The organism is Streptomyces sp. NPDC048191 (assembly GCF_040652655.1).
GTDB lineage: Bacteria > Actinomycetota > Actinomycetes > Streptomycetales > Streptomycetaceae > Streptomyces.
In genome coordinates, this window is sequence record NZ_JBEZMO010000001.1 from 614,189 (window position 1) to 639,187 (window position 24,999).

Below are 24,999 nucleotides of genomic sequence, written 5' to 3' on the forward strand. Positions count from 1 at the left end.
CCCGGGCGGCGCTCACTTGGCGTCGGCATAGCACTCCACCACCGCCGTCGTGAACGGGAACCGCACCGGGGTCTCGCCGAAGGTCAGCCGTCCGGCGAGGTCGGCGGAGGTGCGGATGGCCCGGACGACCGTGTCGGCCTCCTCGGCGGGGCAGTGCACGATCACCTCGTCGTGCTGGAAGAAGACCAGCTCGGCCTCCAGGTCCGCGCAGGCCCGGCGGAGCCCGGCGAGCATCAGCAGGGCCCAGTCGGCGGCGCTGCCCTGGACGACGAAGTTCCGCGCGAAGCGGCCGCGCGCCCGGGAGTTGGTGGAGGCGTAACCCGGGACCCAGGGGGCCTGGCCGTCGGCCGGGGTCTCGGTGTCGTCCGCACCGACGGGGATGCCCGCCTCCTCCGCCGCCTCGCCGGCTCCGGCGGCGGGCGGGCAGGTCCGGCCCAGCCAGGTGCGCACGAGTCGGCCCTCCTCGCCCGCGCGGGCGGCCTCGTCGACGTACGCGACGGCCTTCGGGAAGCGGCGGCGCAGCGCGGCCAGGTTCTTCAGGCCGTCGCCCGAGGTCTGGCCGTAGACCGCGCCGAGCACGGCGATCTTCGCCTGGTCGCGGTCGCCGGAGAAGGCGCGGTCGGACACGGACTGGTACAGGTCGCTCTCGCGGCCGGCGACCTCCATCAGACCGGGGTCGCGGGAGATCGCGGCGAGCACCCGCGGCTCCATCTGGTCGGCATCGGCCACCACCAGCCGCCAGCCGGGATCGGCGACCACGGCGCGGCGGATCACCTTGGGGATCTGCAGTCCGCCCCCGCCGTTGGTCACCCAGCGCCCGGTGACCGTGCCGCCGGCGAGGAACTCGGGACGGAAGCGGCCGTCGCGCACCCAGTCCTGCAGCCAGGACCAGCCGTGTGCCACCCAGATGCGGTACAGCTTCTTGTACTCCAGCAAGGGCTTGACGGCGGGGTGGTCGAGGGACTGGATCTCCCAGCGGCGCGTCGACCGCACCTTGATCCCGGCCTGGGAGAAGGCCCTGATCACGTCGGCGGGCAGGTCGGGGCGCACCCGGCGGCCGAAGGCGGCGGACACCTCGTCGGCCAGTTCGGCGAGGCGGCGCGGCTCGCCGCCGCCCGCGTACCGCTCGCCCAGCAGGTCCCGCAGCAGTCCGCGGTGGACCTCGGCGCTCCAGGGCAGACCCGCGTGGTTCATCTCGGCGGCCACCAGCATCCCGGCCGACTCGGCGGCCGTCAGCAGCCGCATCCGGTCGGGGTGGGCGGTCCGCTCGTGCCGCCGCAGCTGGTCGGCGTAGACCGCGAGGAGGTCGGTCAGGGGCAGGCGGGTGCCGGTGGGCTCGAACAGCGGGGACTGGGCGCCCGGTTCGGCCGAGCGCTGGGGCGGATCGGGCGGTACGGGACCGCCCCGGAGGCGGGCCAGGGCGGCGGCGGCCGAGCGCGGCTCGCCGTACCGTCCCTCGTGGCCCAGCAGGAGTGTTTCGGCGTCCTCGATGTCGTAACACCGCTCGACTCGCACCCCCGTGGCGAGCAGACGCGGGTAGATCTCGGGGGTGGACCGCCACACCCAGCGTGTCACCTCCGGGCGGCTCCGCACCGCCCCGGCGAGATCGCTCTCCCGCCGCACCGGCCCGGCGGGCAGCCCGTCCGGGCCGAGGGGGGCGACGTCCACGCCCGAGCCCTCGGCCGGTGCGAGCGCCCACCGGTCGGTCATGACTGCGAGTGTGGCAGCCGGGTCTGACAATGGTCCTGACCTGCGACTTCAGCCCTCGGAGGTGGCCGAGGGGTCGTCCGTCGCGGCCTCGGCCGCCGTGGCCGCCGCCTTCTTCTGCTCCACCAGCAGCGACAGCACCTTGGCGAGGTACCCCTCGGTCGCGGCCTTGGTGATGCCGAGGCCGCTGAGAACGCCCTCGCCGTTCTCGTGCTCCAGGAGCGCGAGCAGGATGTGCTCGGTGCCGATGTAGTTGTGGCCGAGCCGGAGGGCCTCGCGGAAGGTGAGCTCCAGGACCTTCTTGGCGTCGGGGCCGTAGGGGATGAGCTCCGGGACGTCGTCCGCGGCGGGCGGGAGCGCGGCGGTCGCCGCCTGCCGTACCGAGTCCAGCAGGACGCCCTGGCTGGTGATGGCCTTCGCGGCGATGCCCTCGGGCTCGGCCAGCAGTCCGAGGACCAGGTGCGCGGGGCGGCCCTCGGGATTGCGGGCCGCCACCGCCTCGTTGTGCGCGGCCATGACCACGTTCCGCGCGCGCGTGGTGTAGCGGCTGAAGCCCTGGCCGGCGTCGACGTCGGCGGACTCCTTCGGTACGAACCGCTTCTGCGCCGCCTGCCGGGTCACGCCCATGCTCCGGCCGATCTCGGTCCAGGACGCGCCCGAGCGCCGGGCCTGGTCGACGAAGTGGCCGATCAGGTGGTCGGCCACGTCATCGAGGTGATCGGCGGCGATCACCGCGTCCTGCAGCTGCTCGAGCGGTTCGTTGTGGGCCTTCTTGATGGCCTCGATGAGGTCGTCGAGGCGTACGGATGCCGTGATGTTCGGGTTGGTCGCCATGTGTCAACCGTAGGTTGCCCCCCTGGGACTGTCAACCGATGGTTGACAGTCCGGTTTTCCCTGCGGACTGCACCGCTGGGCCGGGCCGTGCGGCGGCCTTCGCCCGGTTACTTCGGTGTGACGGCGAGGCGCACCGCGAGTCCGGTGAACACCGTCCCGCTGAAGTAGTCCAGCCCCCGGGCCGCGCGCCGGCTGCGCCGCAACAGGGAGGCGAGCTTGCCGGAGAGCAGCCCCACCGAGCCGTCCACCAGGACGCCCATGGCCGTGATCGTGAAGCCCAGGACGAGGAACTGCTCGCGCACGTGCCCGAGGTCGGGGTTCACGAACTGCGGCAGGAAGGAGACGTTGAAGAGGATCACCTTCGGGTTGAGGAGGTTGGTGACGGCACCTCGCCAGAACGCCCGCCGTCGTCCGTTGCCCGGCGCCGCCCCGGTCCCGGCCGGACTGCCGTCACCCCGGAAGGCCTTGAGCGCGAGGAACAGCAGATAGGCCGCGCCCGCCCAGTGCAGCGCCTCGTAGAGCGCGGGCAGAGCCAGGAACAGCGCCGAGAGGCCGAGTGCCGCGGCGACCGCGTGCACGAGCATGGCGCAGGCGACCCCGACGGCGGCCGCCACCCCCGTCAGGGGGCCGCCCCGGCCGCCCACCGCCACGATGAACATCATGTCGGGCCCGGGAGTGACGCACAGTGCGAAAGCGGCGATCAGGAACGCCGCGTAGAGAGACGTGTCCACCATGCAGGCCATGCTTGGCGCCCTTCCGCGCGCGCGGGGCGGAATTCCAGGGACTGAGACGCCGTCACGGCCGGGATGCCCAGGGGGCGGGCGGGCGGCCCACGGAATCCAGGGCACCGCCGTCCTGCGGCTGTTCCCGCTCCGGCGCGTACGGGACGACCGGTGCGGCGCCGTGCCCGCCCTCTCGCCGGAGGCGGCCGCAGGGCTGCCGTGCTCCCCGGCCCGGTGGTCCTGTGCGGCTACCGTGGTGATCACCGTCGGCCCTCACCCGCAGGCACCCTCGCCACCGCCGTCGCCCCGCTTCGTCCACAGCCTGTGGACAACGCCCGGCCCGTTGTCGGCGGTGCATGGCACGATCGACGGTGTGACCAGCACTGCCAGCACGGTCGAGAGGGCCTTTCGGGCCGCCCTCCACGACGACACCGACACCGGCCTCGACTCGGGTGCCTCCCTGCTCGCCGCCGACCCCGCCGCCGATGCAGAACTCGCGCGGCGGGGCGAGGAGTTCGTGGCGACGGCCTGGCGGCGCGGCTGGCAGCCCGCCGACGTCGTACGACTGGTGCGGCGCGAGCTGGAGGACGCGCATGTGCGCCTGGTCGCCGCGCTGATCGTCGCGCAGTCCGGGCGGGACCGCCCGCGCGGGCGCCGCTGGGCCGCCCAGCTGGCGGACCTGCCCGCGGCCCCCTCACCCGCGGCCGACCGCTTCTCGCAGGCCACGACCACGCTGGAGCTGTACCGCCTGCTGTTGCGCCTGCCCCCGCTGGAGCCCCTGGAGGAGGAGCCCCGCCGCGCTGCCGGACCGGCCGCCACCCGCATGCTCGCCCGCATCCGCGCACTGCTCGCCAAGGCCGAGGCGACCGGGTATCCGGAGGAGGCGGAGGCGCTCAGCGCCAAGGCGCAGGAGCTGATGGCGAGACACAGCGTCGACGAGGCGCTGCTCGCCGCCGAGGCGCCCGCACCGGACGCGCCCGGCGCCTGCCGGATCGGCGTCGAGCCGCCGTACGAACAGGCCAAGGCGGTCCTGCTCGACGCCGTGGCCGGCGCGAACAACTGCCGTGCGGTGTGGAACGAACCGCTGGGGTTCTCCACGGTCGTCGGCTTCGAGGCCGACCTGGAGGCGGTCGAGCTGCTCTACACCTCGCTGCTGGTGCAGGCCACGCACGCGATGACCGAGGCGGAGGCCACCCAGAGAGCCGGCGGGCGCAAGCGGACCAAGACCTTCCGGCAGTCGTTCCTGGCCGCCTACGCCCACCGTGTCGGCGACCGGCTCGCGGCCGCCGCCGAAGTACAGGTCGGCGAGGACCTGTTGCCGGTCCTCGCCACCAGGGAGACAGCCGTCACCGACCGGCTGGAGCGCATGTTCCCCGAGACCACCACCACCCGGCTGCGCGGGGTGAGCGACGCGGCCGGCTGGACGGAGGGCGCACGAGCGGCCGACCAGGCCCAGGTCAGGGCCCGCCCTCGACTGGAGTGAGCCCGCCCCCGCCCGGTCGGCGGGAGCGCGCCCGGTGCGCGGTCCGCCTCAGTCGCCGACCTGCTGGAAGGCGGTCACGGAGGCGTTCGGGGTGCTTGTGCCGGCCTGGGCGGCGACGGGGCCGTACGACCAGGGGAAGCTCCGGGAGGCGCTGGTGCCGGGCAGGGTGATCTTCACGGACCTGGCGGCCAGGGCGGTCTTGTCGCCGTCCTTGCCGCGTACGTAGCTGATGGTGAAGGACGCCGAGTCGCCCTTCGCGAGCTTCAGTTGCTGGGCCTTCGCGCCCTTGAGCGCCGGCACCTTGGCCTCGGTGCCCCCGGTGTTCAGGATGACGCCCGCGAACTGGTCCAGGGTGCAGGGCTTGCTCTGGTTGGTGATGCTGACGGGGATCTCCCCGGTGTCTCCGGCCTTCGGCGCCACGCTCGCCGACCCGATCTGCACGGACACGCCGCCGATCTCGCAGGCCGAGCTGTTCTTGCCGCCGCTCTTGCTCCCGCTGTCATTACAGGCGGTGAGCAGCAGGGCGGCGGCGAGAGCCGTGACGGTGAGCGGAATGGCGCGCATGAGCAGGTCCCATCGAGGTCGTGACGGTGCTCCTGCATCATGGCGCCTGCGCACCGGCCCTGTTCGCGCACCCCCTGAGGAATCACCGCTTCAGGTGGCGCTCAGCACCGGCCGCACACCTGTCACTGCCTCACCTTGGTCGGCAGCGCCGACGGCAGCTTGCCGCCCTCCGCCTTGGTGTACGTCTCCTGGCCGGTCTTGCCCGACCAGCTCACCGTCATGCCCTTGCCGTCAACCGAGTCGACCATGCCGGTGGCGCGGTCCTTGTTGCCGTCGGGACAGGTCAGGTGGATCATCCGCATCCCGGACTCCTCACCCGCGGCGCCCTGGCACCAGACCTTCCGGCCGGTCACGAAGAGCCCGGCCTTCTTACCGGTGATCACCAGTGCCACGATCTTGCCTCCGCTCGTGGTGATCCAGCTGCCCTGGAGCTTGTCCGAGGCGCCGGTCACGGCGCCGGAGCCCGGGGAGGAGGCGGACGAGGCGGTCGCGCTCGGCGTCGCCGAGGAGGCGGTCTTGCCGCCACCGTCACCGCCCCCACTGCACGCGGTCAGCGCGGCGAGCGCACCCACCAGTCCCGCGGCCACGGTCGCGGTCCGCACCCTTGCAGTCGCAGCACTCGCAGAAGTCACCGGAAAACTCCCAAGCTGTAGCGGCCGGCCGCCCTCGGCCGGGATGGCCCGCAGCAAGCTACCAGCAGGTACCAGGAGGACTTCCGGACGCCGGGCAGGAATCCGTTGTGAACCTGCGCGCGCGGGCCGGTCTCAGGGCAACGGCCAACCGGAGCCCCTCCGCTGGTGAAGCAATACGCGTAGGAAACCTCCTACACTTGACTGGTAGGGAATGTCCTACCTATCGTCGTACCCATGAACATCACCCACGCCTCTTTCGTCACCCTCCCCGTCGCCGACCAGGACCGCGCCCTGCGCTTCTACCGGGACGTCCTCGGTTTTGAGGTCACCGCCGATCTGCGGATGCAGCCGGGGCGCTGGCTCCAGGTCGCGCCGAAGGGCGCGCAGACCGTCTTCACGCTCTCGGGGCCGGACATGGGCGGTTTCGGGCCCGGGTCGGCACAGGGGATCATGTTGGTGACGACCGATGTCGACGCCGACTGCGCGGCGCTCGCCGAGGCGGGCACCGAGGTGCACGGCCCGGACGCGTACCCGTGGGGCCGGATGGCCTCCTTCCGGGACCCGGACGGCAACGGTCTGATGCTGCTCACGGAGGCTCACCAGTAGGAAGGTCCGCGATGACCGCAGCCGGGACCCGCGAGGCCGCCGCCGAGGACCGCGTCTTCGCCGCGCTCGCCAACGCCACCCGTCGCGAGGTGCTGCGGCTGCTGCGCGAGCGCGGACCGCAGCCCGTGCAGGCCCTGGCCGACCACTTCGACATGCGCCGCCCGAGCCTCTCGGAACACCTCAAGGTGCTCCGGGAGGCCGGCCTCGTCTCCGAACAGCGCTGCGGGCGGCAGCGCATCTACCGTCTGGAGGCCGCCCCGCTCGCCGAGGTGCAGGACTGGCTCCACCCGTACGAGCGGTTCTGGCGCGACCGGCTGAAGGGTCTCGGCGATCTCCTCGACCGACTGCCGGACGATGACCGGCGATGAGCACCGAACCCGACGACCTGACCACCGTCCGCGTCGACCAGTTCTTCCCGCACCCGCCCGCCAAGGTCTGGCGCGCCCTGACCGACCCGGAGCTGCTCGTGCAGTGGCAGATGCCCGGCGCCGAGGGCTTCCGGCTGGAGGTCGGCCACCGGTACCGGATGACCTCCGTCCCACGTCCCAACGCCCGCTTCTCCGGGGTCGTGGAGGTGCGGGTCCTGGCCTACGACATCGAACGGATGCTGTCCGTCCGCTGGGCCGACGCCGATCCGGCCAATCCCGCGGACTGGACCATCACCTGGACCCTGGAACAGGAAGGGCGCGGCACGCGTCTCTTCCTAGTGCACGAGGGATTCGATCCGGACGACCCGGCGCAGCTGATGGCGCGGAAGATCATGGGCGGGGGGTGGCGGGGGCATGTCCTGCCCGCTCTGGGGCAGGTGCTGGAGCAGCTTCGGTAAAGCGGACGCCAAGCCTGTAACCGCAGGACCACCCCGCGTGCACGTGCATTTGCTCATGCATCTGCACGTGAACGGAGTTATGATCCGGGTCAGTTGACCACAGCATCTATGGCCACCAGCCAGTGCACCACCGGGGAGCGACCTGTGGACCGCGACGTTGACGGCGTGTACGGGGGGTACGACGTGTACAACGGCATTGCTGCCGCGCAGCTGGCCGGAGTGGCCTGGCAGAAGAGCAGGCACAGCAACTCGCAGGGCTCGTGCGTGGAGTTCGCGAGGCTGCCCGGCGGCGAGGTCGCCGTCCGCAACTCGCGCTTCCCGGACGGGCCGGCGCTCGTCTACACGCGCGCGGAGATCGAGGCCATGCTGCTCGGTGTCAAGGACGGCGAGTTCGACCATCTGATAGTGAGTTGACCCACGGGTGGCGGGCCCCGGGTGGCAACGATGTCGGTCCCGGCGGAAGACACGGTGCGACGCGCGTAGAAAACGGGCGCCAGTCGGTGCGAGGTCCGTCAGTCGGCCGGTCGCAGCCGGAACAGCGCCCAGACGACCTTGCCCTCGAGCGTGCCCGCGAGGGGATGCCAGCCCCAGCTGTCGGCGAAGGAGTCGACCAGGAACAGCCCGCGCCCGGACTCGGCGGAGAAGTCGTCCGTCTCGCGCGGCACCGGTGTCTCGTGGCTCGGGTCACGCACCGCGCACACCAGCCGCTCGGTCCAGCGCATCAGGTGCAGCCGCACGGGCGCGGCGTGTCCGGCGCATCCCGCGCCGGCCGCAGTCGAGGGTGCGGACCGCGGGTCGTCGCCGGAGGGGTGGTGGGTGAGCGGCTGACCGTGGCGCAGGGCGTTGGTGACGAGTTCGGAGACGACGAGACATATGTCGTCGAAGCGGTCGTCGGCGTCCCACTTGTCGAGGGTCCCGCGGGTGAAGCGCCGGGCCTCGCGCACCGCCTCGAAGCGGGCGGGCAGGGCACAGGAGGCGGCATCGGACACGGCCGCCGGATCCAACGGCGGAAGGCCCTGCCGTAACGGCTTGAGCATGGTCGATCCATTCGTCCCCATGCGAGGCACTCCCGGGAATTCGCGGTCGTTGCGATGCAGCGGTGGCGCGGCACCCATGGTTTCGGATGCGTAGAGCAGATGCAAGGGCAGATGCACGTGCACGCGACCGAAATGGCACTGCCCGTACCGCTTCTTGGCCATTTTTTCCGCCATCTTCTCTGCGATTGTCGCCAGAGGTCCTGACCTCTTCCCGTCACACGAGTGCAGAAACGGCCCGCGTCTTTCCGTTTCCGTAACCGGACGAGTACTGCTCGAAGTGTTTTAGTGGCAGACTGCGGGCCCTGAAGACGGTTGGGGAGGCGGCGAACGTGAGCGCGGGAGAGCCCGGATCGGTGGTGCGGCGGATGCTGCTCGGCTCGCAACTCAGGCGGCTGCGTGAAGCTCGGGGGATCACGCGTGAGAAGGCGGGGTACTCCATCCGCGCCTCCGAGTCGAAGATCAGCCGGATGGAGCTGGGCCGGGTGAGCTTCAAGACCAGGGACGTGGAAGACCTGCTGACGCTGTACGGCATCACGGACGACGCGGAGCGCGAGTCGCTGCTCTCCCTCGCCCGGGAGGCCAACGTGGCGGGCTGGTGGCACAGTTACACCGACGTCCTGCCCAGCTGGTTCCCCACCTATGTGGGACTGGAGGGCGCCGCGTCCCTCATCCGTGTCTACGAGGTGCAGTTCGTCCACGGCCTGCTGCAGACCGAGGAGTACGCCCGCGCGGTGGTCCGGCGCGGCATGAAGGGCGCGAGCCCGGCCGACGTCGAGCGCCGGGTCGCGCTCCGTCTGGAGCGGCAGAAGCACCTGTTCGCGGACGGCGCCCCCGAGTTCCACATCGTCCTCGACGAGGCCGCCCTGCGCCGCCCCTACGGCGACCGTGCGGTGATGCGCGGCCAGCTCCAGCACCTGATCGACATCTCCGAGCGGCCCAACGTACGGCTGCAGGTCATGCCGTTCAGCTTCGGCGGGCACTCCGGGGAGAGCGGCGCCTTCGCCATCCTCAGCTTCCCCGACGCCGACCTGTCCGACGTGGTCTACCTGGAACAGCTGACCAGCGCCCTCTATCTCGACAAGCGCGAGGACGTCGCCCAGTACGAGCAGGCGCTCAAGGAGCTCCAGCAGGACAGCCCGGGCCCCGACGAGAGCCGGGACCTGCTCCGCGGACTCCTCCAGTTGTCTTGAGAGGGCACCCTCAACTCACTTGAAACACAAGTACGATGACGTGTGATCAGGCATGGCGTGAATCTGGTGTCCGCTAGCGATTGAGGGATCACATGTCGTCCTACTTCACCGACCTGGCCCAGCAGTACATCGACGGCGAGTGGCGTCCGGGCACCGGCTCCTGGGACGTGATCGACTTCAACCCGTACGACGACGAGAAGCTGGCCTCGATCACGGTGGCCACGGTCGACGAGGTGGACCAGGCCTACCGGGCCGCCGCCCGCGCCCAGAAGAAGTGGGCCGAGACCAACCCCTACGCCCGTCGCGCGGTCTTCGAGCGGGCGCTGAGACTGATAGAGGACCGCGAGCAGGAGATAGCCGACCTGATCATCGCGGAACTGGGCGGCACACGCGTGAAGGCCGGCTTCGAGCTGCACCTCGCCAAGGAGTTCCTGCGCGAGGCCGTCCACCTGGCGCTGCGCCCGGAGGGCAGGATCCTGCCCTCCCCGGCCGACGGCAAGGAGAACCGCGTCTACCGGGTGCCGGTCGGCGTCGTGGGTGTGATCAGCCCGTTCAACTTCCCCTTCCTGCTGTCGATCAAGTCGGTCGCCCCGGCGCTCGCGCTCGGCAACGCCGTGGTCCTCAAGCCGCACCAGAACACCCCGATCGCCGGCGGCACCCTGATCGCGAAGATCTTCGAGGAGGCCGGACTGCCCGGCGGGCTGCTCAACGTCGTCGTCACCGACATCGCCGAGATCGGCGACGCGTTCATCGAGCACCCCGTACCGAAGGTCATCTCCTTCACCGGCTCCGACAAGGTCGGCCGGCACGTGGCCACCGTCTGCGCCGCGAACTTCAAGCGCTCGGTGCTCGAACTGGGCGGCAACAGCGCGCTGGTGGTCCTGGACGACGCTGACGTCGACTACGCCGTGGACGCCGCGGTCTTCAGCCGGTTCGTGCACCAGGGCCAGGTCTGCATGGCCGCCAACCGGGTCCTCGTGGACGCCTCCGTCGCCGAGGAGTTCACCGAGAAGTTCGTCGCCAAGGTCCGCACCCTGAAGGTCGGCGACCCGCGCGACCCCCAGACCGTCATCGGCCCGGTGATCAACTCCCAGCAGGCGAACGCCGTTTCCGGCACCGTCGAGCAGGCGCTCTCCGAGGGAGCCACCGCGCTCGTGCGGGGCGGTACGTCCGGCAACCTGGTCGAGCCCAGCGTGCTGACCGACGTCCCCGCCGACTCCTCCCTGCTCCAGCAGGAGGTCTTCGGACCGGTGGTCTTCCTCATCCCGTTCGACGGCGAGGAGGAGGCCCTCCGCATCGTCAACGACACCCCCTACGGCCTGAGCGGCGCCGTCCACACGGGTGACATCGAGCGGGGCGTGGCCTTCGCCAAGCAGGTCGACACCGGCATGTTCCACGTGAACGACGGCACGGTCCACGACGAGCCGATCGTGCCCTTCGGCGGCGAGAAGCACTCCGGGATCGGCCGCCTGAACGGCGAGACGACCCTGGAGTCCTTCACGACCGTCAAGTGGATCTCCGTGCAGCACGGCCGCAGCGGGTTCCCCTTCTAGCCCGGCTTTCCCGGAGCACCGGGCCCTTGCGGACAGAAGCTGACCGCAAGGGCCCGTAGCGTCGTCAGTGTCAGGGGGCAGACGGCCCCGGGCCACGGTGACGAAAGGCGGCCGGCCATGGTCATGCACGTACCGGCGGAGGCGAACGGCGACGAGCGCGGGGCGCTGCTCGCGTTCATCGAGGAGCAGCGCGGCGGGATCCGCCGGGCCCTGCTCGGACTGACCGAGGAGCAGGCGCGCTCCCTCCCCAGCGCCGGCGAGCTGTCGCTGGGCGGCCTGCTCAAGCACGTCGCCGAGGTCGAGCAGAGCTGGATCGCGCGGGCCAGGCAGGAGCCGCCGGCGATCCGGCGTGACGAGTCGAACTGGCACGAGACCTTCCGGCTGGTCGGCGAGGAGACGGTCGCCTCGCAGCTGGCGTACTGGGAGCAGGTCGCCGCCGAGACGGAGAAGTTCATCCGCTCCGCGCCGAGCCTGGACGACACCTTCCCGCTGCCGCCGGACCCCTGGTTCCCGCCGGAGGGCCGGGTCTCGCTGCGCTGGCTGTGCCTGCACCTGATCCGGGAGACGGCCCGGCACGCCGGTCACGCCGACATCCTCCGCGAGTCCCTGGACGGCAGGACCGCGTTCGAGCTGGTGGCCCTGGAGCAGGCCGGCTAGCCCTGCGGCAATAACCTGGACCGCATGTCAGCGATCCGTCTCCTCGTGCTGGGTGCGGTCCGCCAGCACGGGCGGGCCCATGGCTACCAGGTGCGCAACGACCTGGAGTACTGGGGCGCGCACGAGTGGTCCAACGCCAAGCCGGGCTCGATCTACCACGCCCTGAAGCAGATGGCCAGGCAAGGGCTGCTGCACGCGCACGAGATCGCGCCGTCCACGGCCGGCGGGCCGCCGCGCACCGAGTACGAGCTGACGCGGCGGGGCACCGAGGAGTACTTCGCCCTGCTGCGCGACGCGCTGGTCACCTACGACCAGCGCGGTGACGTCAAGACGGCCGCCATCGGCTTCATGGTCGACCTGCCGAGGGCCGAGGCGGTGGCGCTGCTGAAGGAGCGCACGCGCCGCATCGAGGCGTGGCGCTCCTCGGTCACCGAGCACTACGTGCCCGAGGAAGGTCCCGGACAGCTCGGCCACATCGGCGAGATCATGAACATGTGGGTCCACACCGCCGATTCCGAGGCCGAGTGGACCTCTGACCTCGTGGAGCGCCTCGAGAACGGCGCCTACACCTTCGCCGACGAGGGCGACCCGTTCGTCGGCGTCCTCGCCGAGGACGAGGAGAACCCGTACGCGACGGGGGAGCGGCATCCGGAGGACGGCCGCTAATCAAGCCGGCCGTCCTGTGGCCGTTCGCCCTGCCGGCGGTCTTCTTCCCGCTGGCGGTGGGCAGGTTCGCGCGCCTGGGCCGTTAGGCGTCCCGCGGGTCAGTGATGGAAGCCGGTGGCCGCCTCCTTGTCCCGGGTCAGCGGATGCGGCTGCCGGCGCAGTTGGGGCAGCAGGCGGGTCAGGTCGTCCAGGAACAGGTCGGCGAGGTCGTGGGAGAAGCCGTTGCGGCAGACCACCCGCAGCACGGACAGGTCCTCCCGGTTCGCCGGGAAGGTGTACGCGGGCACCAGCCAGCCGCCCTCGCGCAGCCGCCGGGAGACGTCGAAGACGTCGTACGCCGTGACGCCGTCGGCCGTGGTCAGCGCGAACACCGGCAGCTGGTCGCCGTGCGTGAGCAGCCGGAAGTCGCCGAGCTGCGCGATCCCGTTCGCGAGCGAGGTCGCCACGTCCCGCGTGGACTGCTGCACCGCGCGGTAGCCCTCGCGGCCGAGGCGCAGGAACGTGTAGTACTGCGCGACCACCTGGGCGCCGGGCCGGGAGAAGTTGAGCGCGAAGGTCGGCATGTCACCGCCCAGGTAGTTGACCCGGAAGACCAGCTCCTCGGGCAGCGCCTCCGCGTCCCGCCACAGCGCCCAGCCGACCCCCGGGTACACCAGCCCGTACTTGTGCCCCGAGGTGTTGATCGAGGCCACGCGCGGCAGCCGGAAGTCCCACTCCAGGTCCGGGTCCAGGAAGGGCGCCACCATCCCGCCGGACGCGCCGTCCACGTGCACCGGGATGTCCAGGCCCGTGCGCTCCTGGAGGGCGTCCAGGGCCGCGCACAGGTCGGCGATCGGCTCGTAGGAGCCGTCGAAGGTGGAGCCGAGGATGCCGACGACCCCGATGGTGTTCTCGTCGCACAGCTCGGCGGCGGCCTGCGGGTCGAGATGGAAGCGGTCGCCCTCCATGGGCACGAGCCGGGCCTCCACCTCCCAGAAGGCGCAGAACTTCTCCCAGCAGACCTGGACGTTGATGCCCATGACCAGGTTCGGGCGGGCGCCGGGGTAGCGGTCGGCGTTGCGTTTCGCCCAGCGCCGCTTCAGCGCCATCCCGGCGAGCATGCAGGCCTCGCTCGATCCGGTCGTCGAACAGCCCACCGCCGCCGAGGGATCGGGCGCGTTCCACAGGTCGGCGAGCATCGCCACGCAGCGCCGCTCCAGTTCGGCGGTGCGCGGGTACTCGTCCTTGTCGATCATGTTCTTGTCCCGGCACTCCCCCATCAGCACCCCGGCCTGGGGCTCCATCCAGGTGGTGACGAACGTGGCGAGGTTCAGCCGGGAGTTGCCGTCCAGCATCAGTTCGTCGTGCACCAGCTGGTACGCGGTGGCCGGGGTCAGCGGGCCGTCCGGGAGCCGGTGCGTGGGCGGGGCCTCGATCATCCCGCTGACCGGATTGGCCTCCCCGAAGAACGGGTTGACCGACATCGTCCGCTCTTCGTGTTTCGCGGGGCCTTTGTGCAGGGCCATGAACGTGCCTCCAGGGAAGGATCTCAGTGGACCGGTGTGCCGTCCTCGCGCAGCTGCATCTGCGCCCGCCCCGTCACCAGCAGCCAGGCCGGCAGCGACGCGATGCACAGCAGGGCGAGGACGGCGGGCGAGGCCACCAGGGCGGCGGCGGTGAACAGGCTCACCCAACCCTGCCGCGTGATCGCCAGGAGCATGCCCAGAACGGCCGTGGACACGCCGACGGCGGGCTGCACGGCCGGAACGAGCGCGTGGGCGCACAGCCCGAGGGCGCTCCCGACGAAGACCGCGGGGAAGATGCGGCCGCCGCGGAAACCGCAGGACGCGGCGACGAGCAGCGCGGTCAGCTTCACCACCGCCATCGCCGCGAACTGCCCCGCCGACCAGCCGTCCGGGTGCCGGGCCAGCTCCCCGACCTCCGACAGTCCCTTGAAGAGCGTCAGATGTCCGCCCAGGGCCCCCAGGGCGCCCAGGACGACGCCGCCGGCCGGAAGCATCACCATGGGGTGCCGCAGCCGCCGGAAGGCCGCGTGGACGTAAGGGAAGACGTACACCGCGCACATGCCGAGCACCGCGGCCGCGGACGCGATCACGAGGGCCGCCAGGACGTCCTCCGCGTCCGGGTGCCCGACGGGCGCAAGTCCGAGGTCGAAGGTGGGATGGGCCACCAGGGTGGTCGTGATGGCCCCGCACGCGCCGGCGGTCAGCGGCGCGAACAGGTTGTCCCACAGCCGGCCCTGCATCGGGCGTCCGGCCAGCGCCTCGGAGATGACCAGCGCCGCCGCCACGGGCGTGCCGAACAGCGCGCCGATCGTCGCCGCCTCGGCCAGCATCGGCCACAGGGTGCCCGGCGTCCGCGGCATCACCCGCGCGCCGAGCCACGCCGCGAGGCCCACGTTCACCGCGATGACCGGGTTCTCGGGGCCGAGGCTCGGGCCACCGGCCAGCATCAGCGCGGCCGCCAGCACCAGGCCCGGCAGTACGACCGGCGGCAGCGCCGGGGCGTTCAGGCCGAGGGTGGCCGGGTCGGGACCGGCATGGCCGGGCACCTTCCAGACCACCAGACCGACGGCGACGCCCGTGGCGATCAGCATCACGAACATCCACGGCACCGAGTAGCGGCCCACTCCGAGGGCGTCCGGCAGCGGCCCCCACAGCACGTGCTGCAGCTGCTCCGCCGCCGTGCTCACCCCGATGAAGACCAGGCTCGCGCCCACGCCCACGACCGCGGCGGGCAGGATGAACGGCAGCAGGGCCCGTGCCGGGGCCGTGGGAGCGGTCGGCGGCGCCTGCGGCGCGTCGGGTTCCTGGGCCACGGGCTCACCATAAGCGGACAAAATATGCACAACATCCCGAATGGGTGCTGAACATCCCGTATGGCAAACGGCTTGCACCTCACGCGACGTGAGGCCGCACCGTGGACGGCGTACCGACCGAAGGAGCGGAAAAGTGAGCTATTCCGTGGGGCAGGTCGCGGGGTTCGCCGGTGTCACGGTGCGCACCCTGCACCACTACGACGAGATCGGCCTGCTCGCACCCGGCGAGCGCACCCACGCCGGACACCGGCGCTACACCGACGCCGACCTCGACCGGCTCCAGCAGATCCTGTTCTACCGGGAGCTCGGTTTCCCGCTCGACGAGGTCGCGGTCCTGCTCGACGACCCGGACGCGGACCCGCGCGCACACCTGCGCCGCCAGCACGAACTGCTGACCGCCCGGATCGAGAGGCTGCAGAAGATGGCCGCGGCCGTGGAGCACGCCATGGAGGCACGCAAGATGGGCATCAACCTGACCCCGCAGGAGCGGTTCGAGGTCTTCGGGGACAAGGACCCCGAGCAGTACGCCGAGGAGGCCGAGCAGCGCTGGGGCGACACCGAGGCGTACGCCGAGTCGCAGCGGCGCGCCGCCACGTACACCAAGGAGGACTGGAAGCGCATCCAGGCCGAGGTCGACGACTGGGGGCGGCGGTACGCCGCCCTGGTCGCGGCCGGCGAGCAGCCGGCCGGCGAGGCGGCCATGGACCTGGCCGAGGAACACCGGCAGCACGTCAGCCGGTACTACTTCGACGTCTCCTACGAGATGCACCGGTGCTTCGGGCAGATGTACGTCTCCGACGAGCGCTTCAAGGCGTTCTACGACTCCATGCACCCCGGCCTCGCCGAGCACCTGCACGACGCGATCAAGGCGAACGCCGACCGCCGGTCGGCCGCCTGACCACCCCTGGCCCGGGGCTCACTCCCGGGCCAGGACCACCGCCGTGCCGTAGGCGCACACCTCCGTGCCCACGTCCGCGGCATCGGTCACGTCGAACCGGAACGCCAGCACGCCGTTGGCGCCGCGCGCGCGTGCCTGCTCCACCAGGCGCTCCATGGCCTGGTTGCGGGTCTGCACCAGGGTCTTGGTGAGCCCCTTCAGCTCGCCGCCGATCATCGACTTCAGCCCGGCGCCGATCTGGCTGCCGATGTGCCGCGACCGTACGGTGAGTCCGAAGACCTCGCCGATCACCTGTTGCACCCGGTGGCCGGGCACGTCGTTCGTCGTCACGACCAGCACGTCCGGCTGGGGCCCCTGGCCGCCGCCGTAGTCATCGAGTCCCATGAGTCACAGCTTTCTCCCAGTCATCCCACAGCGCATCCCGGAGCCACCGGTGGAACCTGGGGCGGACACATCACGTTGATAGCTTTGTGCGGCCGTCCACCGAAGACCAGCCGCCGTAGCCGCCTTCACCCCCTCAGGAGCCCGGACTCGTGATGACACTCGCCCTTGGCCCGAGCTGGCTGGATCCGAACCACCTGCTCGACTCGTTCGGCATCTGGGGCCTGCTGCTCGTCGTCTTCGCCGAGTCCGGCCTGCTCATAGGCTTCTTCCTGCCGGGTGACTCGCTGCTGTTCACCTGCGGTCTGCTGATCACCTCCCACCAGATTCACTTCCCGCTGTGGGGTGCGATCGGCCTGATCTGCCTCGCCGCGATCCTCGGCGACCAGGCGGGCTACATGTTCGGCAAGAAGGTCGGCCCGTCCCTGTTCAACCGCCCGGACTCCCGCCTGTTCAAGCAGGAGAACGTCACCAAGGCGCACGAGTTCTTCGAGAAGTACGGCCCGAAGTCCCTGGTCCTGGCCCGCTTCGTGCCCGTGGTCCGCACGTTCACGCCGATCATCGCCGGCGTCAGCGGCATGAAGTACCGCTCGTTCCTGACCTTCAACGTCATCGGCGGCGCCCTGTGGGGCGCGGGCGTCACCCTGCTCGGCTCCTGGCTCGGCGACAGCGACTTCGTCAAGAACAACATCGAGGCGATCCTCATCCTGATCGTCCTCGTCTCCGTGGTCCCGATCGCGATCGAGTTCCTGCGCGCCCGCGGCAAGGAGAAGAAGGCCGCGCAGTCCGCTCCGCAGGCCCCCCAGCAGCCCCAGTCGCCCCAGCAGCCGTACCGGCCGGCCATGGACACCGCGACGACCCAGTTGCGCCGCGTCGAGCCGGAGCAGCCGTACGAGCAGCAGTACGGCGACCCGTACGGGCAGCAGCAGTACCCGGAGCAGCAGTACCCGGAGTACCAGTACCAGCAGCCCCAGCAGCAGGACTGGAACCAGCAGTACTACGACCACCAGCACTACCCGCAGCAGCAGTACGCCCAGAACCAGAGCCAGAACCAGTACGACCAGAACCAGAGCCAGAACCAGTACGACCAGAACCAGAGCCAGAACCAGTACGACCAGAACCAGAGCCAGTACGACCAGAACCAGTACCCCTACGACCACCGCAGGCAGTAACCCCGAGGGGGACGGCGCTAGAAACCCCTCGTCCGCTTGGCGGCCCGCCGCTTCCCGGCGGAGCCCACCCTCAGGAACAGCCGGAAGACCTCCGACCCCAGATTGACCCCGATGGCGATGGCCATGGCCAGCGACGCCGCGTTGGCCAGCGACACGAGCCCCTTGTCCACCTCGTTCTGGGCCATGTTCAGCAGCCCGAAATACGTGGCGGAGCCAGGCAGCAGCGGCCCGATCGCCGCCGTCGTGAAGGGCAGCGCCGAAGCGAACCGGTATCGCGACAGCAGCTGCCCGAACAGGCCCACCAGCCCGGCCGCCACCGCTGTCGACGCCACCGGCGAGATGTCGGCGACGTAGTGCATCGCGCCGTACACCGTCCAGGCCACGCCCCCGTTCAGGGTCACCCACAGCACGGTCGTCCGCTCCTGCTGCAGCAGTACCGCGAAGGTCAGCGACAGCAGCATGGACGCCGCGATCTGGATCAGTGGCCGCTCGTTGATGATGAGCGCCGCGTCCGGGTTCAGCTTGCCGCCGACCTTCACACCGAAGTACAGGACGACCAGCACGCCGGCGACGATGCCGACGAAGAAGTACAGGACCTCCAGCAGGCGGGCCGCGGCGGTGATGTAGAAGCCGGTCAGACCGTCCTGCACGCCCGCCACCAGCGCCCGCCCGGGCAGCAGCGCGAACAGCCCACCGGTGATCACGGCGGACGCCTTCACGTCGACGTGCGCCAGCGCGAACGCCACCCCGATCGCCGCGGGCGGCATCGCGGCGACCGTGAACTGGTAGAACTCCGGCAGCCCGCGCCCCGCGCACAGCCAGGCCAGCCGGTCGCCCAGCATCGCGCCGACGGCGGCCGCGACGAACACGATCAGGTCACCGCCGACCAGTACGGAGGCCGCACCCGCGAGCAGGCCGCTGGCCAGGGTCAGCGCCCAGCCGGGGTAGGGGTGCCGGTTGCGGCGGATCTCCGCCAGCCGCCGGTAGGCCTCCTCCAGGGAGACATGGGTCTCCGGGTCGGTCAGGTCGTCCACCAGTTGGAACACGGCCGCGAGCCGCGTGTAGTCGGTGCCCCGCCGCCGTACCGTACGCGACGCCGTCACCGGGTCCTCCACCAGCGACGGCTGGTGCGAGATCGACAGCAGGGTGAAGGTGACGTTCGGCTCGCAGCGGTCCAGGCCGTAGGAGCGGCACACCGCGAACATCGCGGCCTCCACGTCCTCCGCGCCCTCACCGCCGGCCAGCAGCAGCTCACCGATACGCAGGGTGAGGTCGAGCACGCGCGGGACGGCCGGGCCGCCCTCCTCCTCGCGCTGCACCGGCTCCGGCGCGGGCCGCTCGGTCACCGGCATGCGCAGCATCGTGCGCATCCGGTCCTGCCAGGGCGCGTCCTTGACCAGGCTGACCAGCGGCACCCCGGTGGCCGGCGTGAACGCCGTGGGGGCGTCCTTGGCGCTGTAGGTGCCCGGCACGCTGAACGCCGACCCCTCCGGCTCCGGACTCGGCGGCTGCGGGGTCTGCAGACCCTGCGGCACGGCGAACTCGGAGGTCGTCTCCGGCTCGGCGGCCGGCTTCGGGACGTCGAGCCCCACGGGGATGGCGAACTCGGACGTGATCTCCGGGTCGTACCGCGCCTCGTCCGACCGGGGCTTGCGGTCCTCCGCCTCCGTCACCTCGCACCGCTCCCTGAACGACACCTTCCGTACGGCTCAGTATGCGCACACGTACCCGGACGGGCCGTACACGTGCACGCGGACGGGCCGTAACACGTGCGTGCACGCGGACGGGCCGCACGCGTGCGCGTACGGCCCGTCCGCGGAAGACGCCTGCAAGGGCGCCGCAATGGGCTCAGTGGCCGCCCTGCTCCTTGAAGCGCTTGTACGACCGCTCGATCTCCACCTCGGCGTCCGTGCGGCCCACCCAGTTGGCGCCCTCGACCGACTTGCCGGGCTCCAGGTCCTTGTACACCTCGAAGAAGTGCTGGATCTCCAGGCGGTCGAACTCGGACACGTGGTGGATGTCACGCAGGTGCTCCACACGCGGGTCGGTGGCCGGAACGCACAGCAGCTTGTCGTCGCCGCCCGCCTCGTCCGTCATCCGGAACATGCCGATCGCGCGGCACTTGATGAGGCAGCCCGGGAAGGTCGGCTCGTCCAGGATGACCAGCGCGTCCAGCGGGTCGCCGTCCTCGCCGAGGGTGTTCTCGACGAAGCCGTAGTCGGTCGGGTAGGCGGTCGAGGTGAAGAGACGACGGTCCAGGCGGATCCGACCGGTCTCGTGGTCCACCTCGTACTTGTTGCGCGAACCCTTCGGGATCTCGATCGTGACGTCGAACTCCACCGGTGGCTCCTCCATGATCAGCACATAGTTCTGGTGGTTAAGTGTCCCTCACGCAGGTGTGTGATCGCGAAAGGGGCTGGTGGTCGTGCCAGAGCTGAGGCCTTGGCGGGCCGCGAGACCGCAGGTGGAGCGGATCGCGAAGGCCGTACGGCCGCGTCTTGCGCGGGTGGCGCGGTCGACGCGGGCCCTGCGGCCCGGATTCCCGGACCTGCACCTGCCGCGGGCCGTCAAAACCTGGCAGTACACCGCGGGCGCCGCCACCGTCGGCCTGGCGCTCGCCGCCGGTGTGGTGACCGCGGCAGGCCCCTGGAACGCCAACGGTCAGCGTACGGCCGAGCGGGACCGGGCGGTCGCCCTGGAGCGGTCAGGTGGCGCAGATCACGGCCGTTCCGGCAGGACAGCGGGTGCGACCCGGCGCCCGCCGAGCGCCGGCCCCGTCCTGGCGGCCCTGGGGAGTTCGACGGACGCCGTCGGCACCAAGGAGGCCCCGCCGGGCGGGAAGGCGCTGTCCGACACGCTGGAGCCCCTCTTGAACGCCTCCGCGCTCGGCGGCAGCCACGCGGCCGCCGTCGTCGACGTGGCGACCGGCAGGCGCCTGTACGGCACCGATGCCGACGAGGCCCTGGCTCCCGCCTCCACCACCAAGATCGCCACCGCCACCGCCGCCCTGTCCGCCCTGGGCCCCGACCACCGCTTCACCACCCGCGCCGCCCTCGAACCCGACACCGGCGAACTCGTCCTCGTCGGCGGCGGCGACCCCACCCTCACCGCCCGGAAGGAGGCCAAGGGCTGGGCCGACCTGCGCGACCTCGCGGCCGACACCGCGAAGGCCCTGCGCCGACGCGGCATCCACAAGGTCACGCTCTCGTACGACACGACCCTGTACTCCGGCCCCGCCCTGCACCCCATCGGCGTCAACGAGAACCTCGCGCCGGTCAGCGCCCTGAGCGCCGACGAGGGCCGCACCGACGACACCACCAGCGGCCCGGCGCCCCGCGTGAGCGACCCGGCCAAGGACGCGGCGAGCAAGTTCGCCGGCTTCCTCGAGGACGCCGGCATCACCACCACCTCTCCCGGGCCCTCCAAGGCCAGCACGCGCGCGGAGACCCTCGCCTCGGTCTCCTCGCCCCCGCTGGCCGACGTGGTCGAACGCATGCTGACCAACAGCGACAACGACATCGCCGAGGCCCTGGCCCGCCAGACGGCCCTCACCAGCGGCCGCCCGGGCAGCTTCGACGGCGGCGCCGAGGCGGTCTCCGCCCGGCTCACCAAGCTGGGCCTGCCGATGTCCGGTGCCTCCTTCCACGACGGCAGCGGCCTCGACCGTGACGACCGGCTCACCCCCGACCTCCTCACCGCCCTCCTGGTCACCGCGGGCGACCCCGGCCGTCCCGGCCTGCGCCCCGTCCTCACCGGCCTGCCCGTGGCCGGCTTCACCGGGACCCTGGCCGACCGCTACACCGACAGCGCGGCCGGCGTCGTACGCGCCAAGACCGGCACCCTGACCGGCGTGAACACCCTCGCCGGCACCGTCGTCGACGCCGACGGCCGCCTCCTGGCCTTCGCCTTCATGGCCTCCGGCACCACGGACCCCGTGGCGGCCGAGGCGGCCCTGGACCGGGTGGCGACGGCACTGGCGGGGTGCGGCTGCCGGTGATTTCCCCACCGGACACCCCTGGCCCCGCCGCCCTCACATGGCCTGCCCCAAGGGGGAGCGGTCCCGTACGGTTGACAACATGACTGGCTTCGGTGGCACCACATCTCCCGGGATGGTCGACTGGAACCTCGCGGTGGCGACCGCGACACGGCTCGCCCGACCGGGCCCCGACGTCAGCCGCGACGAGGCACGCGCCGTCGTCGCGGAGCTGCGCCGGCACGCCAAGGCCTCGGAGGGACACGTCCGGGGCTTCACTCGTATGGGCACCGACGAGATCCACGACACCCCCGTCCTCGTGGTCGACCGCCCCGGCTGGGTCCGCGCCAACGTCGCCGGCTTCCGCGAGATCCTCAGGCCGCTCCTGGAGAAGATGCAGGAACGGCGCGCGGGCAGCCCCACCAGCGCGGTCCTCGGCACCGTCGGCGGCAAGGTCACCGGCGTCGAACTCGGCATGCTGCTGTCGTTCCTGTCCTCCCGCGTCCTCGGCCAGTACGAGACCTTCGCCCCCGCCACCCGCGACCTCCCCGCGGGCGAGAACGGCGGCGGCCGCCTCCTCCTCGTCGCGCCGAACATCGTCCACGTCGAGCGCGAACTCGACGTCGAACCGCACGACTTCCGCCTGTGGGTGTGCCTGCACGAGGAGACCCACCGCACCCAGTTCACGGCCGTGCCCTGGCTGCGCGACCACCTGGAGGGCGAAATCCAGTCGTTCTTGGCCGAGACCGACGTCGACCCGATGACCCTCCTGGAGCGCATCAGGGAAGCCGCCCAGTCCCTCGCCGGGGGCCGCCCCGAGGGCGAGGAGGAGGACGGCGGCCGGTCCTTCGTGGAGCTGGTGCAGACCCCCGCCCAGCGCGAGATCCTCGCCCGCCTCACCGCCGTCATGTCCCTCTTGGAGGGCCACGCCGACTACGTCATGGACGGCGTCGGCCCCAGCGTCGTACCGACGGTCTCCGAGATCCGCGAGAAATTCCAGCAGCGCCGCGCCAAGGGCGCCTCCCGCCTCGACCTCGCCCTGCGCAAGCTGCTGGGTCTGGATGCCAAACTGAGGCAGTACCGGGACGGCGAGAGGTTCGTACGAGCCGTCGTCGAGCAGGTCGGCGTCGACGGCTTCAACAGGGTGTGGACCTCGCCCAACACGCTGCCCACCAAGGCGGAGATCGCCAAACCGGCGGACTGGGTCGCACGGGTGCACCGCAAGGCCGAGTCGTGAACGGCATGAACACGTCGTGATTCGAATCCGGCCGACGGCAGGCGAACGCCCCTCCAATCACCCGTCCGAGGGACCGTGAGCCATGCGTAGGCGTGCAATGCTCGGGGAACCGCCCGCTTCTGTCACCATCTACACACTCTGAGTGACCGGCTCGGGCTCACCCCCCGAAAACTTCATGAAGGGAACCGGACATGGGTCCCCATCCTGCGGTCGCGGCGATACGCCTGGCGGTCCGCCGCGTCCTTCACGACATCCTCAACGACCACCACGCCTCCGGCGGCCCCGCCCGACAGACCATCGGCGGGCAGGCCAACGGCGTGCGCCCGGGCCGGACGGCCGAGCGGCCCCCCTCCCCGCTCGTGCTCGTCGCATGCTCCGGCGGCGCCGACTCCATGGCCCTCGCCTCCGCCCTCGCCTTCGAAGCGCCCAAGCTCGGCGTCCGCGCCGGCGGCGTCACCATCGACCACGGCCTCCAGCCCGGCTCCGAGCTGCGCGCCGACGAGGTCGTCCTGCGCCTGCGTGAACTCGGCCTCGACCCGGTCGAGTCCATCGCCGTGACCGTGGGCCGTGACGGCGGGCCCGAGGCCGCCGCCCGCGACGCCCGCTACGGCGCCCTGGACGCCGTGGCCGAACGCCACGGCGCCACCGCGGTCCTGCTCGGCCACACCCGCGACGACCAGGCCGAAACCGTTCTGCTCGGCCTCGCCCGCGGCTCCGGCATCCGTTCCCTGTCCGGCATGGCCGCGGTCTCGGGGGCCGGCGGCCGTTACCGGCGCCCCTTCCTGGCGCTCGACCGGCAGACCGCCCGCAAGGCCTGCATGGTCCAGTCCCTCCCCGTCTGGGACGACCCGCACAACACCGATCCCGCCTACACCCGCTCCCGGCTCCGGCACGAAGGCCTGCCCGCCCTGGAGAAGGCCCTCGGCAAAGGAGTCGTGGAGGCGCTCGCCCGCACCGCCCAGCTCTCCCGCGACGACGCCGACGCCCTCGACACCTGGGCCAGTCAGGCCGAGAGCTCCGTACGCGACGCCACGGGCCTGCTGGAGTGCGCCAAGCTGTACGCCCTCCCGCCCGCCGTGCGCCGCCGCATCCTGCGCCGCGCCGCCATCGAGGCCGGTGCCCCCGCCGGTTCGCTGTTCGCCCGTCACATCGAGGAAGTCGACCGCCTGATCACCGGCTGGCGCGGCCAGGGAGCCATCAATCTCCCGGGCAAAGTCGTCGCCCAGCGCCAGGGTGGCAGACTGGTGATTCGGCAAGGCTGAATCCCGGTCCCGCGGAGCGACCCTCCGGCGACCGGTCCGGGCAGCCGGTGGCCGTGGACTGCGGCCGTAAGTGCGGGACGACCGAAAGTGATGCGGGTGGACGCGAAAGACATGGGTGCCGACCTCCAGCAGGTGCTCATCACCAAGGAAGAGATCGACGCGAAGCTGGCCGAGCTGGCCGCGAAGATCGACGCGGAGTACGCGGGCAAGGACCTGCTCATCGTCGGCGTCCTCAAGGGCGCCGTGATGGTCATGGCGGACCTCGCCCGGGCGCTGTCCACCCCCGTCACCATGGACTGGATGGCCGTGTCCTCCTACGGCGCGGGCACCCAGTCCTCCGGAGTCGTGCGGATCCTCAAGGACCTCGACACCGACATCAAGGGCCGGCACGTCCTGATCGTCGAGGACATCATCGACTCCGGCCTGACCCTGTCCTGGCTGATCAACAACCTCGGCTCCCGCGAGCCCGCCTCCCTGAAGGTGTGCACGCTGCTGCGCAAGCCGGACGCCGCGAAGGTCGCCATCGACGTCGAGTGGGTCGGCTTCGACATCCCGAACGAGTTCGTCGTCGGCTACGGCCTCGACTACGCCGAGAAGTACCGCAACCTGCCGTTCGTCGGTACGCTCGCGCCCCACGTCTACGGCGGCTGAGCCGCACCGGGGCGTGAGCTGGGCCACTCGGCCCAAGCCTTGTAGGACGATCGGGAACCCCGGCGGGTTCCAGGCCGTTGAAGCATCCAGAGACGGGTTTCCCAGCCGTCGAAGCGACTTCGTGCGGCTT

The 24,999-nt window shown here is 71.3% G+C and carries 26 protein-coding genes; 15 read left to right on the forward strand and 11 right to left on the reverse strand.

The features are described 5' to 3' along the window. Nucleotides 1-12: 12 nt before the first annotated feature. The 3 genes from AB0D93_RS02795 to AB0D93_RS02805 all read right to left on the reverse strand — a co-directional run bounded on the left by AB0D93_RS02795 (nt 13) and on the right by AB0D93_RS02805 (nt 3,275). Nucleotides 13-1,710: a bifunctional 3'-5' exonuclease/DNA polymerase gene (locus AB0D93_RS02795; RefSeq protein ID WP_362111721.1), complete on the reverse strand. Its 1,698-nt coding sequence runs from the start codon at nt 1,708-1,710 to the stop codon at nt 13-15. 48 nt (nt 1,711-1,758) lie between these two features. After that, nucleotides 1,759-2,541 carry a Clp protease N-terminal domain-containing protein gene (locus AB0D93_RS02800; protein WP_362111724.1) on the reverse strand — a complete coding sequence of 261 codons (783 nt, stop codon included), beginning with the start codon at nt 2,539-2,541 and terminating at the stop codon, nt 1,759-1,761. Nucleotides 2,542-2,648: 107 nt separating this feature from the next. Further along, nucleotides 2,649-3,275, reverse strand: a complete 627-nt coding sequence (locus tag AB0D93_RS02805) for a LysE family translocator (RefSeq protein ID WP_362111727.1) — start codon at nt 3,273-3,275, stop codon at nt 2,649-2,651. 361 nt (nt 3,276-3,636) lie between these two features. Here AB0D93_RS02805 and AB0D93_RS02810 point away from each other — a divergent pair, with 361 nt between their 5' ends. Then, complete coding sequence (locus AB0D93_RS02810) at nt 3,637-4,746, forward strand: DUF2786 domain-containing protein (protein WP_362111730.1); 1,110 nt, start codon at nt 3,637-3,639, stop codon at nt 4,744-4,746. Between the two features lie 48 nt (nt 4,747-4,794). Here AB0D93_RS02810 and AB0D93_RS02815 read toward each other — a convergent pair whose 3' ends face one another. Further along, a complete protein-coding gene (locus tag AB0D93_RS02815; RefSeq protein ID WP_362111733.1) occupies nt 4,795-5,310 on the reverse strand; it encodes a DUF4232 domain-containing protein in 516 nt (171 codons plus the stop codon). 122 nt (nt 5,311-5,432) lie between these two features. Further along, nucleotides 5,433-5,912, reverse strand: coding sequence for a hypothetical protein (locus AB0D93_RS02820; protein WP_362111736.1), 480 nt, complete (start codon nt 5,910-5,912; stop codon nt 5,433-5,435). Nucleotides 5,913-6,176: 264 nt separating this feature from the next. Here AB0D93_RS02820 and AB0D93_RS02825 point away from each other — a divergent pair, with 264 nt between their 5' ends. The 4 genes from AB0D93_RS02825 to AB0D93_RS02840 all read left to right on the forward strand — a co-directional run bounded on the left by AB0D93_RS02825 (nt 6,177) and on the right by AB0D93_RS02840 (nt 7,788). Beyond that, nucleotides 6,177-6,548 (forward strand): VOC family protein, encoded by a 372-nt coding sequence (locus AB0D93_RS02825; RefSeq protein WP_362111739.1) that lies wholly within the window; start codon nt 6,177-6,179, stop codon nt 6,546-6,548. Nucleotides 6,549-6,559: 11 nt separating this feature from the next. Next, nucleotides 6,560-6,916 (forward strand): metalloregulator ArsR/SmtB family transcription factor, encoded by a 357-nt coding sequence (locus AB0D93_RS02830; RefSeq protein ID WP_362111742.1) that lies wholly within the window; start codon nt 6,560-6,562, stop codon nt 6,914-6,916. Continuing rightward, a complete protein-coding gene (locus AB0D93_RS02835) occupies nt 6,913-7,374 on the forward strand; it encodes an SRPBCC domain-containing protein (RefSeq protein ID WP_362111745.1) in 462 nt (153 codons plus the stop codon). The genes AB0D93_RS02830 and AB0D93_RS02835 overlap by 4 nt, the downstream gene beginning before the upstream one ends. Before the next feature lie 144 nt (nt 7,375-7,518). Beyond that, the gene (locus AB0D93_RS02840; protein WP_362111748.1) at nt 7,519-7,788 is read left to right on the forward strand and encodes a DUF397 domain-containing protein; all 270 of its coding nucleotides are present in this window, start codon (nt 7,519-7,521) and stop codon (nt 7,786-7,788) included. Nucleotides 7,789-7,886: 98 nt separating this feature from the next. On the opposite strand, the gene AB0D93_RS02845 is transcribed toward AB0D93_RS02840, so the two are convergent. Then, complete coding sequence (locus AB0D93_RS02845; protein WP_362111751.1) at nt 7,887-8,411, reverse strand: ATP-binding protein; 525 nt, start codon at nt 8,409-8,411, stop codon at nt 7,887-7,889. 365 nt (nt 8,412-8,776) lie between these two features. Between AB0D93_RS02845 and AB0D93_RS02850 the strand changes: the two genes are divergently transcribed. The 4 genes from AB0D93_RS02850 (at nt 8,777) to AB0D93_RS02865 (ending at nt 12,477) form a co-directional block, all read left to right on the forward strand. Further along, nucleotides 8,777-9,601, forward strand: coding sequence for a helix-turn-helix transcriptional regulator (locus AB0D93_RS02850; protein WP_362111889.1), 825 nt, complete (start codon nt 8,777-8,779; stop codon nt 9,599-9,601). Between the two features lie 92 nt (nt 9,602-9,693). After that, nucleotides 9,694-11,154 carry an aldehyde dehydrogenase family protein gene (locus tag AB0D93_RS02855; RefSeq protein ID WP_362111754.1) on the forward strand — a complete coding sequence of 487 codons (1,461 nt, stop codon included), beginning with the start codon at nt 9,694-9,696 and terminating at the stop codon, nt 11,152-11,154. Nucleotides 11,155-11,271: 117 nt separating this feature from the next. Continuing rightward, nucleotides 11,272-11,811: a DinB family protein gene (locus AB0D93_RS02860; RefSeq protein WP_362111757.1), complete on the forward strand. Its 540-nt coding sequence runs from the start codon at nt 11,272-11,274 to the stop codon at nt 11,809-11,811. A gap of 24 nt (nt 11,812-11,835) precedes the next feature. Next, a complete protein-coding gene (locus AB0D93_RS02865; RefSeq protein ID WP_362111760.1) occupies nt 11,836-12,477 on the forward strand; it encodes a PadR family transcriptional regulator in 642 nt (213 codons plus the stop codon). 98 nt (nt 12,478-12,575) lie between these two features. Here the strand turns inward: AB0D93_RS02865 and AB0D93_RS02870 are convergent, their stop codons facing one another. Next, nucleotides 12,576-13,982, reverse strand: a complete 1,407-nt coding sequence (locus AB0D93_RS02870) for a glutamate decarboxylase (RefSeq protein ID WP_362111763.1) — start codon at nt 13,980-13,982, stop codon at nt 12,576-12,578. 23 nt (nt 13,983-14,005) lie between these two features. After that, nucleotides 14,006-15,295 (reverse strand): ion channel protein, encoded by a 1,290-nt coding sequence (locus tag AB0D93_RS02875; RefSeq protein ID WP_362111766.1) that lies wholly within the window; start codon nt 15,293-15,295, stop codon nt 14,006-14,008. Between the two features lie 133 nt (nt 15,296-15,428). Here AB0D93_RS02875 and AB0D93_RS02880 point away from each other — a divergent pair, with 133 nt between their 5' ends. Then, nucleotides 15,429-16,193, forward strand: coding sequence for a MerR family transcriptional regulator (locus AB0D93_RS02880; RefSeq protein WP_362111769.1), 765 nt, complete (start codon nt 15,429-15,431; stop codon nt 16,191-16,193). 18 nt (nt 16,194-16,211) lie between these two features. Here the strand turns inward: AB0D93_RS02880 and AB0D93_RS02885 are convergent, their stop codons facing one another. Continuing rightward, complete coding sequence (locus AB0D93_RS02885) at nt 16,212-16,577, reverse strand: YbjQ family protein (RefSeq protein ID WP_362111772.1); 366 nt, start codon at nt 16,575-16,577, stop codon at nt 16,212-16,214. A 149-nt stretch (nt 16,578-16,726) separates the two neighbouring features. Here AB0D93_RS02885 and AB0D93_RS02890 point away from each other — a divergent pair, with 149 nt between their 5' ends. Next, nucleotides 16,727-17,746: a DedA family protein gene (locus AB0D93_RS02890; protein WP_362111775.1), complete on the forward strand. Its 1,020-nt coding sequence runs from the start codon at nt 16,727-16,729 to the stop codon at nt 17,744-17,746. 17 nt (nt 17,747-17,763) lie between these two features. Here AB0D93_RS02890 and AB0D93_RS02895 read toward each other — a convergent pair whose 3' ends face one another. Both AB0D93_RS02895 and AB0D93_RS02900 read right to left on the reverse strand, forming a co-directional pair. Continuing rightward, nucleotides 17,764-19,419 (reverse strand): threonine/serine exporter family protein, encoded by a 1,656-nt coding sequence (locus tag AB0D93_RS02895; RefSeq protein ID WP_362111778.1) that lies wholly within the window; start codon nt 19,417-19,419, stop codon nt 17,764-17,766. Between the two features lie 175 nt (nt 19,420-19,594). Continuing rightward, complete coding sequence (locus AB0D93_RS02900; RefSeq protein ID WP_046730908.1) at nt 19,595-20,086, reverse strand: inorganic diphosphatase; 492 nt, start codon at nt 20,084-20,086, stop codon at nt 19,595-19,597. 79 nt (nt 20,087-20,165) lie between these two features. On the opposite strand from AB0D93_RS02900, the gene dacB reads away from it, so the two are divergent. From dacB to hpt, 4 genes are all read left to right on the forward strand, one after another. After that, a complete protein-coding gene (gene dacB / locus AB0D93_RS02905) occupies nt 20,166-21,743 on the forward strand; it encodes a D-alanyl-D-alanine carboxypeptidase/D-alanyl-D-alanine-endopeptidase (RefSeq protein ID WP_362111780.1) in 1,578 nt (525 codons plus the stop codon). A gap of 79 nt (nt 21,744-21,822) precedes the next feature. Beyond that, a complete protein-coding gene (locus AB0D93_RS02910) occupies nt 21,823-22,956 on the forward strand; it encodes a zinc-dependent metalloprotease (protein ID WP_362111783.1) in 1,134 nt (377 codons plus the stop codon). A 191-nt stretch (nt 22,957-23,147) separates the two neighbouring features. Then, the gene (gene tilS / locus AB0D93_RS02915; RefSeq protein ID WP_362111786.1) at nt 23,148-24,218 is read left to right on the forward strand and encodes a tRNA lysidine(34) synthetase TilS; all 1,071 of its coding nucleotides are present in this window, start codon (nt 23,148-23,150) and stop codon (nt 24,216-24,218) included. Between the two features lie 90 nt (nt 24,219-24,308). Beyond that, nucleotides 24,309-24,869, forward strand: a complete 561-nt coding sequence (gene hpt / locus AB0D93_RS02920) for a hypoxanthine phosphoribosyltransferase (protein ID WP_030342680.1) — start codon at nt 24,309-24,311, stop codon at nt 24,867-24,869. Nucleotides 24,870-24,999: the final 130 nt, after the last annotated feature.

Coding starts and splice junctions, on each gene's coding strand:
- AB0D93_RS02795 (WP_362111721.1), bottom strand. CDS start 1,710: ATGACCGACCGGTGGGCGCTCGCACCGGCCGAGGGCTCGGGCGTGGAC.
- AB0D93_RS02800 (WP_362111724.1), bottom strand. CDS start 2,541: ATGGCGACCAACCCGAACATCACGGCATCCGTACGCCTCGACGACCTC.
- AB0D93_RS02805 (WP_362111727.1), bottom strand. CDS start 3,275: ATGGTGGACACGTCTCTCTACGCGGCGTTCCTGATCGCCGCTTTCGCA.
- AB0D93_RS02815 (WP_362111733.1), bottom strand. CDS start 5,310: ATGCGCGCCATTCCGCTCACCGTCACGGCTCTCGCCGCCGCCCTGCTG.
- AB0D93_RS02825 (WP_362111739.1), top strand. CDS start 6,177: ATGAACATCACCCACGCCTCTTTCGTCACCCTCCCCGTCGCCGACCAG.
- AB0D93_RS02830 (WP_362111742.1), top strand. CDS start 6,560: ATGACCGCAGCCGGGACCCGCGAGGCCGCCGCCGAGGACCGCGTCTTC.
- AB0D93_RS02835 (WP_362111745.1), top strand. CDS start 6,913: ATGAGCACCGAACCCGACGACCTGACCACCGTCCGCGTCGACCAGTTC.
- AB0D93_RS02845 (WP_362111751.1), bottom strand. CDS start 8,411: ATGCTCAAGCCGTTACGGCAGGGCCTTCCGCCGTTGGATCCGGCGGCC.
- AB0D93_RS02850 (WP_362111889.1), top strand. CDS start 8,777: ATGCTGCTCGGCTCGCAACTCAGGCGGCTGCGTGAAGCTCGGGGGATC.
- AB0D93_RS02855 (WP_362111754.1), top strand. CDS start 9,694: ATGTCGTCCTACTTCACCGACCTGGCCCAGCAGTACATCGACGGCGAG.
- AB0D93_RS02860 (WP_362111757.1), top strand. CDS start 11,272: ATGGTCATGCACGTACCGGCGGAGGCGAACGGCGACGAGCGCGGGGCG.
- AB0D93_RS02865 (WP_362111760.1), top strand. CDS start 11,836: ATGTCAGCGATCCGTCTCCTCGTGCTGGGTGCGGTCCGCCAGCACGGG.
- AB0D93_RS02870 (WP_362111763.1), bottom strand. CDS start 13,982: ATGGCCCTGCACAAAGGCCCCGCGAAACACGAAGAGCGGACGATGTCG.
- AB0D93_RS02885 (WP_362111772.1), bottom strand. CDS start 16,577: ATGGGACTCGATGACTACGGCGGCGGCCAGGGGCCCCAGCCGGACGTG.
- AB0D93_RS02910 (WP_362111783.1), top strand. CDS start 21,823: ATGACTGGCTTCGGTGGCACCACATCTCCCGGGATGGTCGACTGGAAC.
- tilS (WP_362111786.1), top strand. CDS start 23,148: ATGGGTCCCCATCCTGCGGTCGCGGCGATACGCCTGGCGGTCCGCCGC.
- hpt (WP_030342680.1), top strand. CDS start 24,309: ATGCGGGTGGACGCGAAAGACATGGGTGCCGACCTCCAGCAGGTGCTC.